The sequence below is a fragment of the Rhizobium sp. NPDC090279 genome (genome assembly GCF_044769665.1).
Classification (GTDB): Bacteria; Pseudomonadota; Alphaproteobacteria; order Rhizobiales; family Rhizobiaceae; genus Rhizobium.
This window is the reverse complement of the sequence record NZ_JBIVYI010000012.1, coordinates 19,901-33,833: the sequence shown is the minus strand read 5'-3', so window position 1 is coordinate 33,833 and position 13,933 is coordinate 19,901. Positions and strand designations below refer to the sequence as shown.

Genomic DNA, 13,933 nt, shown 5'->3' with positions numbered 1-13,933 from the left:
GAGCGATCAGGCCTTGGCCCAGTACCAGGTGCCGACATTCCATGTGTCGATGCGCACGTTGATGTTGGGGATGACGTTCTCTACCCCCACCTTGTGGCCGCGCACGGTTGCATACTGGAACAACGGCAGGAAGGGCAGGTCGTGCCGCATGATCTCCTGGATCTTCTGATAGACCTTCTTGCGCTCCTCCGGCACGAAGATCTGGCCGCCTTCCGCCAGGAGTTTGTCGACTTCCGGGTTGGCATATTGCCAGGAGTTCTGACCGGCTCCGCCCTTGGCCGTGATTGCGGTGGAGCGGAAGTAGTCCGACGTGTCGGGATCGGAGCCGGTCTGGAAGTTGATGCCGACGACGACGGAATCGAACTTCGACATTGTCCAATAATCGCCCCACATGACCGCCGGCGGCAGGTTGGAGATGGTGAGCTCCACCCCGATATCCTTGAAGGTCTGCTGCATGAACTGCTGCACCTGCTCGCGGATATGGTTGCCGGCGGTGGTGGAGTTGGTGAAGGCAAGCCTGACCCCGTCCTTCGTGCGAATGCCATCCGCGCCGGGCTTCCAGCCAGCGTCGTCAAGGATCTTCTTGGCCTTGTCGGTGCTGAATTCCTGCTTCGGCAGGTCCGGATTGTAGTAGAAGGACTGCTGCGGAATGTAGCTCTCCGTCGGTGCCGGCAGGCCGTAATAGAGCGCATCGATGATCGTCTGCTTGTCGATTGCATGATAGAGCGCCTCGCGTACCGCCGGGTCCTTGAACTGGGGGCGCTCCATGTTGAAGCCGACGGATTCGACGGTGGCGGCCGGGACGACTGCGACGGCCTTGCCATCCAGCCCCTTGGCCTCGTCATAGTGATCCGGCGTGATCCATTGCAGGCCGGCCACGTCGATATCGCCGGTCTTGAATTGGGTATAAAGCACCGTCAGATCGGGAATATATTTATAGACCAGGGTCTCGAGGTAGGGGCCTTCCCCGTAATAGTCGGTGTTGGCCGCAAGCGTGATGTGATCGCCGGCGATGCGTTCGACCCATTTGAACGGGCCTGTGCCGATGGGTGCGTTGTTGAAGGGTGCGCTGTTTTTGTCCTTCTCCGCGCCGAGGATATGCTTTGGCACGATGAAGGTCATGGCGAGGATCGACGGGTAGGGCGCAAACGGCTTTTCCATCCGCCAGGTGATTTCCGTCGGCGAGACGACGGTGAGATCGCGCACCAGTTCGTGACCGGTCTTGCGCCAACTGCGGAAATCCGGATCGACCATGAGTTCAAGCGTGAACTTGACGTCTTCGGCGGTAAACGGTGTGCCGTCATGCCACTTCACGCCGTCGCGCAGCTTGATCTTCCAGTTGAGGCCGTCAGCCGAGATGCCGCCGTTCTCAACGGTTGGGACTTCGGTTGCAAGCGAGGGAGAAAACTTGCCATCCGGTGTCACGAAGAACAGTGGATCGAAGACGCTGAAATGGATGCCTTCATCGACTTCGATATGGATCAGATGTGGATTGAAGACGGTCGGCTCCTGCGAAAAGCCGATGACGAGCTGGCCGGTCGGCTTGGCGGGCGGTGCCGCGAACGCTTCTCCGCGACCGAGGATGTTGGGCATGACCAGCCCGGAGGCGCCAAGCGCCATCATGGTCAGCGCCTGGCGGCGCGTTGGTTTCAGGAGGATAGTGTCGTTTGCATTGGACATGTTGATTCCCCTTTTTGTTGGTAGGATGTTGGCTGTTCTTCCCTCTTATTGTCTTTGTCTTCTCTTGGCGGGCAGGTCAAAAACCGCTGATCAGTTCGATCTTCGAACCATCGCGGAAGCGGGAGAAGCGGAAGTTCTTGCGGTCAACGATCGGCGGCTTGCCGGTGACGATATCGGCCATCAGCCGCCCGGCGGCCGGACCGATCCCGAAGCCGTGGCCGGAAAAGCCTGTGGCGATGTGGAAGCCTGGAATGCTGTCGATTGCGTCGATTACCGGCACGGCATCCGGCGTGACGTCGATATAACCGGCCCAGCGCTGGGCGATCTCGGCCTTTTCGAAAACCGGAAAGGCTTCCTTGAGGTTGGCAAGCGCCATGTTCGAAAGCTTTGTCGACGGCTTTGGATCGAGGACGCGGCAATATTCGAACGGGCTTGCCTCGTCCATCGCCCAGCGGTCGGGAATGCGGAGCTCGTCAAAAAAGCGACCGGAGAGACGGAAATTCAGCGAGCGCCATTCCTTTTTAAGCGCCGGAAAGAACTTGCCGGCATGCCGGAAGGATTTCGGCACGATGTCGACGATGTTCTCGTGACCGGAGGCGATGGTGTAGCCGCCATCCTGTCGCTTGCGCAGAGCAAAGCCGCTCGCCCAGATCGCCTGCTCGGGGCCGCCTTCCAGCGGCTTGGTGCGCAGCACGGAGTTCATCACCTTCAATTGCGGGAGGTCGAGCCCGAACATGCCGGCAAACAGGCTTGACCAGGCGCCGCCGGCAAGAACGACGGCCTTGCAGGCGATCGGGCCGCGCTCGGTGATCACGCCGGAAATCCTGCCGCCCGCCGTCTCGATGCCGCGCACGGCGCATTCGGTCAGGATGGAGGCGCCCTTGTCGCGGGCGGCTTCGGCAATCGCCGGCGCTGCCCGTTGTGGCTCGGCGCGACCATCCGCGGCCGTGTAGAGCGCGCCCTTGATGTCCATCCGCGAACCGGGAACAAGGTTCCTGAATTCGGCGCCGCTGACCATGCGGCTTTCGAACTGATAGCCCTCGAGATTGCGGTTCCAGCGCTCGTGGTCGGCATATTCCTTGTCGTTGGCGCAGGTGAAGATGATGCCGGCGCGCTTGTAGCCGGTGTCGCGGCCGGTGCGGGTGTCGAGCGTGCTCCAGATGCGCAGTGCCTCCGCCATCAGCGGCACCTCGCGCGGGTCGCGCCTGGAAATGCGCACCCAGCCCCAGTTGCGGCTCGACTGCTCCTGGCCGATGCCGCCCTTTTCACAAAGCGCGACACGCAGACCGCGCTCGGAAAGTTCGAGCGCCGTCGAGGTGCCGATGATCCCGCCGCCAATGACGACGACGTCGACTTCCTTGGGCAATTCCGCATCCCCGTGCACGGGGACTACATAGGGGCCGGGCATGGTCAGAAGGACTCCTCTAGCTGGCAATTGATGGCGAATTCGGCGACGCTTGCCTCGTTCGGCAGCTCGATCAGCATGGAAATGATCCGGGCGAGGTCGCGCGGGTCGGTCATTTCGTCATCGGATCTCGCCGTGACGCCACGCGCCATATCGGTGGCGACGAAACCGGGGCAGATGGCGGTGGCGCGAATGCCCAGGTCGAAGCCTGCATGGCGCAGGCCATGCGCAAGCGCGACGGCTGCGAATTTGGAGACGGCGTAGAGCCCGGATTTGGCGGACTTCACCCGCTTGCCGGAGAGCGAGGCGACGATGACGATCCGGCCGCGGCCACTGGCGGACAGCGCCTGCCAGGTGGATTTCGCCAACCGGCGCGGCGCCTTCACATTGATTTCGAGCAGTTCGTTCATGTCGCTATCGTCAGCCTCGATCACGGTCTTCGCGATCATGATGCCGGCATTGGCGACGACCGCATCGATGCGGCCGAAGATGCGAAGCGTTTCCCGAGCCCAGGCATCGGCTGCATCCACATCGGCGGCGTCATAGGTAAAGACGCCGACACGGGACGGGTCCGCCCAGGCGGGCATTTCAGGGCGACGCATGCCGAGCGAGAGCCGCCAGCCCTTGGCGGCAAGTTCCTCGGCGAGCGCGGCACCGATCCCCCGGCTGGCTCCGGATATCATTGCGACCCGTTCCTCGTCCATGCTCATGCCCGCTCTCCCATGTTCGCTGGCTTACGATTGCGCGATGATGCGTCGGTAGGTCCTGCGCAGTATGTCGATCAGCAGCTTGTGTTCTGCGTCGGTGATGTCGGAAAAGAACTCGCGTGATTGTTTGGTGACGATGGCGCGCACGCGCTTTGCCAGCTCGTGACCCTTTTCCGTGATGTAAAGTTCCTGCGCGCGGCTGTCGTCTGCCGACGTCTCGCGGGAAAGAAGCCCATGCTCTTCCATCTGCTCGATCAACCGACCGGTCGCCGACCGGTCTTTCAGGATGACTTGCGCGATGGTGGAGGGGCGGATCCCAGGATTGTCGTCGACCAGAAACAGGGTGGTGATTTTCCCCGTTCCCCGGGCGACGTCCAAGCCTTCCAGCTTTTCATCCAGATCGCGCGAAACGGCGAGATTGATGCTGCGGATGTAAAAGCTCAGCGTATCCTCCAGGACATCTATATGGATGTCCTTCACGGAAGTCGGTGGGGCCCTGGTCGGTGGCATGGTTCGAAACCTTCGAAAGGCAACGAAACACCGTTCCTGCCATCGTCATCTCATGGCGGGTTCATGGTCTTCTGCGGTGGATCATCGCTGAAATCTTCACCGTCATGAAAGGGCAGATAGTGGACAAATGCAACTATTTTTTCGCTCGACCTGATGAAAATTAATCAGCCTGGAAAGTTGCCTGTTTCTCAGGCATACGCCGCCACTGTGGCGTGCACGAGTGGTGGCAATTGGGCAGAACGAGTCGCCTCCGGCGCCCGCGCTTGTCTTGGTGGGACATCCGCAGGATGATCTCAGCCGACCGCCTCCCAATCGCTGCCGGGAATGGCGGCCAGCAGGCGTTGGGTGTAGGCGTGTGCCGGCGCACGGAAGATCTGCGAAGGCGGCCCGCATTCGACGATCTCGCCCTTGTACATGACGGCGACCTCATCGCAGATCTGGCTGGCGACGCGCAGGTCGTGGGTGATGAAGATCATCGCGACTTTGCTATCCTGCTGGATTTCCGCAAGGAGCTTGAGGATCTGAGCCTGGATCGACACGTCCAAAGCGGAAACCGCCTCGTCTGCCACCAGCAGCACGGGGTCGAGCATCAAGGCCCGGGCGATGCCGACGCGCTGACGCTGACCGCCGGAGAATTCATGTGGAAAGCGGTCGAATGCGCCTTCGTCGAGACCGACACGCTTGAGGAGGCGGAGAGCCTTCGCCTTGGCCTCGTGCATCGGCAGGCCATGGGCCATCGGTCCGACGGTGAGAATGCGGCCGATCGTATGGCGCGGGTTCAGCGAGGCGAAGGGGTCTTGAAAGATCATCTGGATGTGGGAACGCAGCGGCCGGAACTCCTCCTCCGACATCGGGGCGATGTCACGGCCGTCGAAGAGAATCCGGCCGCTGTCGGAACTCAGGAGCTTCAGCAGCACACGACCCAGCGAGGATTTGCCGGAGCCGGATTCACCGACGACGCCCAATGTACGCCCCTTGCTGATCGAGAAGCTGACGCCGTTCACCGCCTGCACGGTTCTCGATTTCGACAGGAAGCCGCCGCCGGACCGATAGGTCTTGCTGAGCCTGTCGACCTCCAGCACCACGGGCGCTTCGGCGACGATTTCGCGTTCCGCGGTCGTCATGCGGGGAACAGCCGCGATGAGACGCTGCGTGTAGGGATGGACCGGCGCATTCAGCACCTGCGCCGCCGGTCCCTGCTCGACGAGATGACCCTTTTCCATGACGATCACCCTGTCGGCAATCTCGGCCACCACCCCGAAATCATGGGTGATGAACATGACGCTCATCTTCTTGCGCACCTGGATCTTGCGGATCAATTCGAGAATCTGGGCCTGTGTCGTCACATCCAGCGCCGTGGTCGGCTCGTCGGCGATCAGCACGTCCGGATCGAGCGCCAGCGCCATGGCGATCATCACGCGCTGCCGTTGCCCGCCGGATAGCCTGAAGGGATACTGATGCTGGAGCAGATCCGGATCGGGCAGGCCGACTTCGCCGAGCAGTTCCTTCACCTTCTGTCGCCGGCTTTCTGGCGTGCCGATCTTATGAGCATCGAGAACCTCGACGATCTGGTCTCCGATCGTCATCAGCGGATTGAGCGCCGACAGGGGGTCCTGGAAGATGATCGAGACGGCTCGTCCCCTGAGGCTTCGGAGCGTTGCGTCATCGGCGCTTATCAGGTCCGCGCCCTTGAAGCAGATCGTGCCGGCTGTGACTTTGATGATGGACGGCAACAGACCCATAATCGCGTTCGCCGTCACCGATTTCCCCGAACCGGATTCGCCGATGATGCAAAGGATCTCACCTCGCATCAGGTCGAAGGAGATGTCTTGCACCGCATGCGCGCGTTCCATGTTCTTTGGAAGACTGACGGTCAAACCGCGTACCGAGAGTACTGGATCGCTGGGCAGGACTATGTTTTGGATATCGGACGGGGTCATGGAAGGCCTCCTTGCTCTGAACCAGCGAACACGCCCTCGCAGCGAGAGCTCATGAATTGTCAGAAGCAAGAAGAATGCCGGTATCGCGGCACGTAAAGCAAGCAGGGGAAATTCCCAAAGGGCGGATTTTCGCTTTCCATCATCCGCGCCTCAAGCGGTCAATGATACCAGCCTTTAGAAGAGGGTCGCGCGGCAGCTTGATTGCGGCGCGAATGGCTGGAATTGGGACCATCAACTCTTGAAACTGAGAAGGCCTCGCGCTGTCGTGGTCAATCGTCTTCCACCCTCCGGCGTAACCACGACCGTTTCGCTGAATCCAAGCCGGGCGGCGGTCGCGTAGACGTGGAAAACCATGCCTTCCTCCAGCGGCCAATTCGCATTTGGCAGAAAAACCCGGGAGAAATCGCTGCTGCGTGGCGTGCGAGTATAAAGACCGAGCGTATAGGCCGTCACGTTGTCGTAGCTCTGCCTCAATCCGGACGATATGAGACCCTGACGAACAATAGCGTCCACCTCGCAAGCAGGGACACCAGGCTTCATGGCTTCGATTTGCTCGTCCTGCAATGCGACGATGCGCGAGGCGATATCCTGAAGCCTCGCTGACGCGCCGCCGATGACGATCGGCCGCATGAGACGGGCGCTATAACCGCCCACGCGCGGAATAAGTTCCACATGCAGGATATCGCCGGCATTGAGCAATTCGCTCTTGAAGGAGCCATGCAGGAACTGGTGGTCGCCGCTGGCCTTGACGATCGGACCGGTCTCGCCGCTGTCCGCACCTTCAAGCAGGAAGGTTGCAGCCGCAGTTGCGGCAGCCGTACGGGTCGAAGAGCCGACCCACATACTCTGTACTATTGCCAGCATGGCGATGTCGGCGATGTCGGCCGCTTGCGTCAGAACGGCAATCTCGCGGGCCGATTTGACCCATCGCAGACTGTCGCTGATACCGGGAAGTGCGACGAATTGCGCCTGGGGCAGGTGCGCCCGAAGCTTGACCGCCGTATCGGCGCTGAAGCTATAGGAGGCGAAGTCGGCCCCGATGCGGGCATTGGCGAAACCTCGCGCATGAATGCTGTCGGCGATGGCCTCGTACGGATTGATCGCGTCGGCAAAGCCGACGATATCGGAAATCCAGGTCTTTTCCCTGCACGGCGCTTCGTCGAGCTCTCGCAGGACGAACCAGGGCATACCGTGTCGCGGAAGAAAAGCGGCACGATACATGGTTTCCGAAACGGTATAGCCGGTAAGCCAAGCAAGAAGCTCGCCGCTGTCGATCAGGAGCAGATCGACAGCGGCGGCATCCATGGCGGCATGCGCCTTGGCGATGCGCCAGTCATATTCGTCACGAGGAAACATCTGGCCTCAGGCAGCCTCGCAGATGTCGAGAATGGCGAGCATGTAGACGCGGATCATGTCGAGATAATCGATGATATCGACGCGTTCGTCCGGCATCGTGTTGTACCGGCCGCCCGGCCCGCAGACGATGCCTTCCATGCCGAGTTCATGGTAGAGGTGACCGGCATCCGTTCCGTAAAAGCGTGTGGGGGTGATGGCGCCGGTTGGCTGTTTTTCTCCACGGACAGCCTCGTAGGCGGCGTTGATCGAGGTTACGATGCGCGACGTCGGCGAGACTTCGAAGGGAGGCATCAAGGGACGGCCCTCGATCATCTCGGGCACCAGCTTGGCTTTCAGCCCGGGAAAGCGCCTTTCGAGCTCTGTCAATTCCGCAGCGATATCGGCAAGGACGCCTTCCTGCGTCTGGCCGGGTGCATAGCGGGCCGAGCCTCTGATGCGAACGAAGTCGGCGACCTGCGGCGGCCGCCATTCCTCGAGGTCGCGCCCGAGCGCACCGTGGACGACGCCGACATGGCCGCGATTGATCGAGCGATGCACCTCGCTCCTGGCGTTGCTGAACGTCATCGAGTTGATGCGCGGGATGAGATCGCACGCGGCGGCAATGGCGTCGACCGATTGCTCGCGTTTCGACAGGTGCCGCGTGTCGCCGGTCAACTCGATCACGAAGCTGAGCGCCGCTGCGTGCATCGTCACGGCGGCAAGATCGCTCGGCTCGCTGTTGATGAAATAGTCGGCCTTGACGCCGCTACGGATGGCGGCGAGCGTGCCGACGCCGCCCTGAAGCTCGCCGACCACATAGGTCAGGATCACGTCGCCCTTCAGCTTGACGCCGGCGTCGAGCAAGGTCTTGACCGCGCAAAAATAGGCTGCATCCCCCGCCTTCATGTTGGAAACGCCGATGCCGTAGATAAACTTGTCATCGACGAGGCCACCCCAGGGATCGACGGTCCAGCCCTCGGTGACCGGGTTGGTGTCGAGATGGCCGTTGAACAGCAGGCTCTTGCCGCCGCCCGTACCCTTCAGCCGGCCGATGGCATTGAAGCGCTGGCCGCTGTCGAATGGCTGCAGTTCGGACTGGAGTCCGATCGCTTCCATCTCGCGCGCCATGACGCGGGCAAGTTCCCGTTCGCCCTCGGTCTGCGAGTGGCTCTTGTGGCGTGCCATCATCGACAGGAAGTCGAGGCAGCTCTTCTCATCGACTTTTGCGACGAGCGATTTCGGGTCCATGTTGTTGCTCCTTAGGTCTGCAATGAAGCGCCGGCCGGCGTCGGAACAGCCGCAAGCAGCCGCCGGGTATAGTCGGCACGCTCGGGGCTGGTGATATCGTCAGTCGGCACGATCTCGAGAAGATCGCCGCGATACATCACCGCGATGCGGTGGGCGATCTGGCGGATGAGGTTGAGGTCGTGGGTGATGAAGAGAAAGGCTGTGGAATGCTCGCGGTGCAGTTCCAGCAGCAGCTCGATGATGGAAGCCTGTACCGAGACGTCGAGCGCCGAGGTGATCTCGTCGCAGATCACCAGCTTCGGTCTGGATGCGAAGGCGCGGGCGATGGCGACGCGCTGTTTTTCGCCGCCGGAGAGCTGATGCGGGTAGCGATCGGCATGGGTGCGCGGCAGGCGCACCTGCTCGAGCATGTCGCCGATCCGTTGCGCTATGGTGCCTTTCTCGCCTTCGCCATAGAGTTTCAGCGGCCGCGCCAGGATTTCGCGGATCTTCTGGCGCGGATTGAGCGAAGCGTCCGGATGCTGGAAGATCATCTGAACGTTCTTGCGATAGGCCCTGTCCATGTCGGCAAGGCCCGCAATCGTTCGCCCGGCGAACGTCATTTGGCCCTCGAAGGGATTGAGCCCGGTCATCGCCTTGGCGAGCGTCGATTTGCCGGAGCCGGATTCCCCGACGATGCCAAGGATTTCTCCCGGCTGGACGCTGAGACTGACGGCGCGATTGCCGGCGAAGCGTTCGAAGGACCGGCCAGTCAGCGCCGACAGGAACGGCTTGCGACCGTAATGCACGCTGATGTTCTCGACCTTCATCAGCGGCTGGTCCTGATAGGACGGGCGTGTCTGCGTCAGGCGATCGCTCGGCCTGGGCACGGCGGCGATCAGCTGGCGCGTATAATCGTGCTGCGGCGTATTGAAGATCTCATCGACCGCCCCTTGTTCGACGATTTCGCCACGGCGGATGACGGCGACCCGTTTTGCGGTGCGCGACAATAGCGCAAGGTCGTGGGAAATATAGAGGCAGGCAACACCCGTTTCGGCCTGCAGGTCGAGGAAGAGATCAAGAATCTGACGGGACGTGATGACGTCGAGCGCGGTCGTGGGCTCGTCGAAGATGATGCATTCCGGATTGCAGGCGAAGGCGGTGGCGATGACCACGCGCTGCTTCTCGCCGCCCGATGCTTCGTGCGGCATCCGCTTCATCATCTCCGCCGGGCTCTTGAGGCCGACGCGATCCAGCATAGCTTGCCCCTCGCTCCAGGCCTGTCTTGCCGTCAGGCCGCGATGGCGCCTGAGGGTTTCCGTGAGCTGGGTGCCGAGCGAAAGCGTGGGGTTGAGCGAGGTGCCGGGGTCCTGGAACACCATACTGATCCGCTTGCCGCGCATGCGGTTGACCTCGGCCGGCGATTTTGCCGTCAGATCCTCGCCGCGAAGCCGGATTTCACCGCCGGCCTCCCGGGCGTTTGCCGGCAGGTAGCGCATGATCGACCAGGCCATCGAGGTCTTGCCGGAGCCGGACTCGCCGACGAGGCCGAGAATTTCGCCGGCACCGACTTCGAGATCGATATTTTTCAACGCGTGAAACGTGCCGCCCGCCATCAGATAGTCGAGCGAATAGTTGCGGACCTGAAGGACGGTATTGTTTGCAGTTTCTGTCATCTCAGCCTCCGGTGCGCGGGTTGAGCGCGTCGCGCAGGCCGTCGCCAAGCAGATTGAAGCCGATGGCGACAATGGCGATTGCGAGGCTTGGCCAGATCAGGATGCCGGCGCTGATGTGCATGTACTGTCGCGCTTCCGAGACCATCAGGCCCCATTCGGTGGCAGGCGGCTGGGCGCCGAGCCCAAGGAAGCTCAGCGTTGCGAACAGCATGACCGCGAAGGAAACGCGGATCGTCGTTTCGACCACGATCGGGGCGACGACATTCGGCAGCATCTCGCGCAGGATGATGTAACGGGAGCTTTCGCCACGGGCGATCGCGGCGCTGACATAGTCCTGCTTGCGTACGGAAAGCGCGACGCTGCGGGTAATGCGCGCCATGCCCGGCGCGAAGGCGACGGCAACCGCGACAAGTGCATTGATACTGCTGGACCCGAGCAGATTGACGATCAGCAACGCGAACAAGAGGTTGGGGATCGCCATGATCGCGTCGATGGTCCGCATGATGAACTCGTCGGCACGCCCGCCGAGAAAGGCCGATACCGTACCGAGGAAGGCTCCGGCAAAGGTGCCGGCAAGCGTGGCGAAGACAGCCATCGTCACTGTCGAGCGCGCACCGATCAGCAGACGGCTCAGGATGTCGCGGCCATACTGATCCGTGCCGAGAAGGAAGCTCGTGCTCGGCCCTTTGTAGCGGGCAAGTATCGACATGGCTTCCGGATCGCGCGGAGCAAGAAAGGGACCGAAGACGACGACGATGAAGACGAGGACGACCAGGACAAGGCCGACCGCGCCCTGCGGCGTGCGCAGCAGCCGTTTGAGAAGCTCAATCATACTGAATCCTCTTGTCGAGCCATGCGTAGAGAATGTCGGCGGCGAAATTGACGACGGAATAGGTTGCCGCCATGAGCAGAACGCCGGCCTGGATCGCCGGCAGGTCGCGCGTCTGGATGGCGACGATCAGCTGTCTGCCGATGCCGGGGAGGGCGAAGATTTCTTCGACGACGATGATACCACCCAGCAGATAGCCGACATCGAGCGCGACGACGGTAATGGTCGGCAGCAGGGCGTTGCGCAGCGCATGTCCGAACAGCACTCTTGATGTGGAAAGACCCTTGAGCCGCGCCGCGCGTATGTAATCGGTATGCAACACGTCGACGAGCTCGGAACGCACCATGCGGGAGACATGCGCGATGAGGATGATCGACACCACGCAGACCGGCAATACCAGATGGGCGAGGCCATCGAGAAAATTCTCGGTCAGCGGCACATAGCCCGTTGGCGGCAACAGCTTCGCCCAATCGGCGACGAAGAGCACCGCAAGCGTCGCCGTCACGAATTCCGGCAACGACACGCCCGCATAGGAGATGAGGCTGACGATCATGTCGGCGAGCTTGCCGCGCCGGATGGCTGCGAGGATACCGAGGGGTATGGCGAGCACGAGCATCAAGGCGATGGACAGGACGGCGAGCAGCAGGGAGCGGCCGAGTGCCTGGAGCATGACCGGCCCGACGGGCTGGCCGGTGCGCAGCGACTGACCGAAATCACCATGCAGGATACCGCCCAGCCAATGCAGATATTGCAGCCAGACGGGGTCGTTGAGCCCCATCTGCTGGCGCAGCGCCTCGAGCGCCTGATCGGTGGCGTTCTCCCCCAGCATCATCACGGCGGCATCCGCCGGCAGGACCTGGGTGATCGCGAAGACGACGAGCGACACGATGAAGAGCGTGTAGACGATCATCAAGAGCCGCTTCAGAAGATAATTCGGTGACAAGGGCCGTTCCCTGGCTTTGGAGTGACCGGCCGCGCGAAAAGGCGCGGCGGTCTTCTTGCTACGGGATGCGTCGCGAACACAGCAGCGCGCCGCGACGCTCGTTGAGCTCGGTCAGCGCCGTCAGCTCCGCTTCGGCGCCTTGTCCGTCAGGGAGACGTAGTCGAGGCGGAAGACGGATGCGCGGGGATGGACCTCGAAGCCGGCAACCCAATCCCGCCGGGCCGCGAGAACGTCGAAGAACACCGGGATGATGGAGGGAACGTCTTCGTTCATCAGCGTTTGCGCCTGCGCGTAGAGCTCCTTGCGCTTGGCCTCGTCGGTGATGCCGCGAGCCTCGTTGAGGACCTTGTCGAAGGCGGCGTTGTTCCAGCGCGTTTCGTTCCAGGCAGCATCGGACGTGTAGAGCAGCTTGAAGATCGCGTCCGCCGTCGGCTGCATGTTGTAGAAGCCGACATAGAAGCTGCCCTTCTTCCATACCTGTTCCAGATAGGTCGCATGCGGCATGGTCTGGACGTTGATGTTGATGCCGGCTTCCTTTGCCATTTCGCGCAAGGCGACGGCGAGCTGGGTGCGCTGGCTCGGCTTGTCCGATGCGATCAGCGTTGCCTCGAAGCCGTTCGGGTAGCCTGCCTCGGCAAGCAGCTTCTTCGCTTCCTCGATATTGGCCTGGCGCAGCGGCAGATCGGCGTAGAAGCGATAGGAGGAATTAAGAGCGGTGTCGTTGCCCGGCGTGCCGAAACCCTCGGTGACGAAGTCGACCATCGCCTGCCGGTCGACGGTAAGCGCCAGAGCACGGCGCACGCGCGCATCATTGAAAGGCTTGGTGTCGCAGCCAAAGTTGATGTTGCAGAACTGGCCTGACGGCACACGCAGCGGATTGACCCCTTGCGCATCCTTCATCCGCAGATATTCGGTCGGCTGCACGGTCGAAATGATGTCGATATCGCCGGCAAGCAGGGCGGAGGTCTGCGCCGAGGTATCCGGGAAAACCTGGATTTCGACGCGGTCGAGATAGGGGCGCTTCGGATCGTAGTAATCGGGGTTACGCTCGACGACGATCAGACGGTCCGGTTCGTAGGAGACGAGCTTGAATGGCCCTGTGCCGACGGCGGTCGTCGAAAGCTTCTTGAAATCGCCGGTGGCGATGGATGCCGGGATGATGCGCGCGACCGTATAGGCCATCGCCACGGGGAAGTCGGCATAGGGGGTCGAAAGCTTGAAGACGGCCGTCAGTGGATCGGCCGCGGTCACGTCGGCGATCGGGCCGACATTGTTGAGTGCCGGCGAAGCGTTCTTCGGATCGAGGATCGCCTTGAAGGTGTGGACGACATCATTGGCGGTCAATGGCGATCCGTCATGGAACTTGACGCCGCTGCGGAGCTTGAAGGTCCATTCCGTCAGCGCATCGTTGGCGCTCCAGCTTTCGGCCAGATCGGGCTCGACCGACATATCGACCTTCAGCCGGGTCAGATTGCTGTAGAGCAGTTCGGTGACCATGTATTCCGGGTTGACGCGCGTCAGCAGCGGGTGAATCACGCTTGCGGCCTGATCGACGGAAATGCGCAACGTGCCGCCTTTGGCGGGAGCTGCGGCTTGGGCAAAGCCAATGGCAGGCGCTGCCAGAATGGCGGCGGTACTCGCCAGGAAATGACGTCGATTCAGCTTCAGCATTGCAATGTTC

General features: G+C 61.7%; 11 protein-coding genes. All 11 read right to left on the bottom strand.

What is annotated here, in order from left to right; translation table 11 throughout:
- Positions 1–6 precede the first annotated feature (6 nt).
- On the bottom strand, positions 7–1,680 hold the full coding sequence (locus ACIQWP_RS26340) for a peptide ABC transporter substrate-binding protein (RefSeq protein ID WP_402793876.1): 1,674 nt from the start codon (positions 1,678–1,680) through the stop codon (positions 7–9).
- Positions 1,681–1,756: 76 nt separating this feature from the next.
- Positions 1,757–3,088 carry an NAD(P)/FAD-dependent oxidoreductase gene (locus tag ACIQWP_RS26335; RefSeq protein ID WP_402793874.1) on the bottom strand — a complete coding sequence of 444 codons (1,332 nt, stop codon included), beginning with the start codon at positions 3,086–3,088 and terminating at the stop codon, positions 1,757–1,759.
- Between the two features lie 2 nt (positions 3,089–3,090).
- Positions 3,091–3,789, bottom strand: a complete 699-nt coding sequence (locus ACIQWP_RS26330) for an SDR family NAD(P)-dependent oxidoreductase (protein ID WP_402794124.1) — start codon at positions 3,787–3,789, stop codon at positions 3,091–3,093.
- Positions 3,790–3,819: 30 nt separating this feature from the next.
- The gene (locus ACIQWP_RS26325) at positions 3,820–4,302 is read right to left on the bottom strand and encodes a MarR family winged helix-turn-helix transcriptional regulator (RefSeq protein WP_402793872.1); all 483 of its coding nucleotides are present in this window, start codon (positions 4,300–4,302) and stop codon (positions 3,820–3,822) included.
- A gap of 293 nt (positions 4,303–4,595) precedes the next feature.
- Entirely contained in the window at positions 4,596–6,242 is a 1,647-nt protein-coding gene (locus ACIQWP_RS26320) for an ABC transporter ATP-binding protein (protein WP_402793870.1), read from the bottom strand.
- Positions 6,243–6,473: 231 nt separating this feature from the next.
- Positions 6,474–7,598, bottom strand: a complete 1,125-nt coding sequence (locus tag ACIQWP_RS26315) for a M24 family metallopeptidase (protein ID WP_402793868.1) — start codon at positions 7,596–7,598, stop codon at positions 6,474–6,476.
- 6 nt (positions 7,599–7,604) lie between these two features.
- Positions 7,605–8,825: a M20 family metallopeptidase gene (locus ACIQWP_RS26310; RefSeq protein ID WP_402793866.1), complete on the bottom strand. Its 1,221-nt coding sequence runs from the start codon at positions 8,823–8,825 to the stop codon at positions 7,605–7,607.
- 11 nt (positions 8,826–8,836) lie between these two features.
- Entirely contained in the window at positions 8,837–10,480 is a 1,644-nt protein-coding gene (locus ACIQWP_RS26305; protein ID WP_402793864.1) for a dipeptide ABC transporter ATP-binding protein, read from the bottom strand.
- 1 nt (position 10,481) lies between these two features.
- A complete protein-coding gene (locus tag ACIQWP_RS26300) occupies positions 10,482–11,312 on the bottom strand; it encodes an ABC transporter permease (protein WP_402793862.1) in 831 nt (276 codons plus the stop codon).
- The gene (locus tag ACIQWP_RS26295) at positions 11,305–12,252 is read right to left on the bottom strand and encodes an ABC transporter permease (RefSeq protein WP_402793860.1); all 948 of its coding nucleotides are present in this window, start codon (positions 12,250–12,252) and stop codon (positions 11,305–11,307) included. Before ACIQWP_RS26295 ends, ACIQWP_RS26300 begins: the two co-directional genes overlap by 8 nt.
- A gap of 120 nt (positions 12,253–12,372) precedes the next feature.
- The gene (locus ACIQWP_RS26290) at positions 12,373–13,923 is read right to left on the bottom strand and encodes an ABC transporter substrate-binding protein (RefSeq protein ID WP_402793858.1); all 1,551 of its coding nucleotides are present in this window, start codon (positions 13,921–13,923) and stop codon (positions 12,373–12,375) included.
- Positions 13,924–13,933: the final 10 nt, after the last annotated feature.

What these genes read in the sequence shown, in the direction of transcription:
- ACIQWP_RS26340 (WP_402793876.1), bottom strand. Translation starts at nt 1,680, where the DNA reads ATGTCCAATGCAAACGACACTATCCTCCTGAAACCAACGCGCCGCCAG.
- ACIQWP_RS26335 (WP_402793874.1), bottom strand. Translation starts at nt 3,088, where the DNA reads ATGCCCGGCCCCTATGTAGTCCCCGTGCACGGGGATGCGGAATTGCCC.
- ACIQWP_RS26330 (WP_402794124.1), bottom strand. Translation starts at nt 3,789, where the DNA reads ATGGACGAGGAACGGGTCGCAATGATATCCGGAGCCAGCCGGGGGATC.
- ACIQWP_RS26325 (WP_402793872.1), bottom strand. Translation starts at nt 4,302, where the DNA reads ATGCCACCGACCAGGGCCCCACCGACTTCCGTGAAGGACATCCATATA.
- ACIQWP_RS26320 (WP_402793870.1), bottom strand. Translation starts at nt 6,242, where the DNA reads ATGACCCCGTCCGATATCCAAAACATAGTCCTGCCCAGCGATCCAGTA.
- ACIQWP_RS26315 (WP_402793868.1), bottom strand. Translation starts at nt 7,598, where the DNA reads ATGTTTCCTCGTGACGAATATGACTGGCGCATCGCCAAGGCGCATGCC.
- ACIQWP_RS26310 (WP_402793866.1), bottom strand. Translation starts at nt 8,825, where the DNA reads ATGGACCCGAAATCGCTCGTCGCAAAAGTCGATGAGAAGAGCTGCCTC.
- ACIQWP_RS26305 (WP_402793864.1), bottom strand. Translation starts at nt 10,480, where the DNA reads ATGACAGAAACTGCAAACAATACCGTCCTTCAGGTCCGCAACTATTCG.
- ACIQWP_RS26300 (WP_402793862.1), bottom strand. Translation starts at nt 11,312, where the DNA reads ATGATTGAGCTTCTCAAACGGCTGCTGCGCACGCCGCAGGGCGCGGTC.
- ACIQWP_RS26290 (WP_402793858.1), bottom strand. Translation starts at nt 13,923, where the DNA reads ATGCTGAAGCTGAATCGACGTCATTTCCTGGCGAGTACCGCCGCCATT.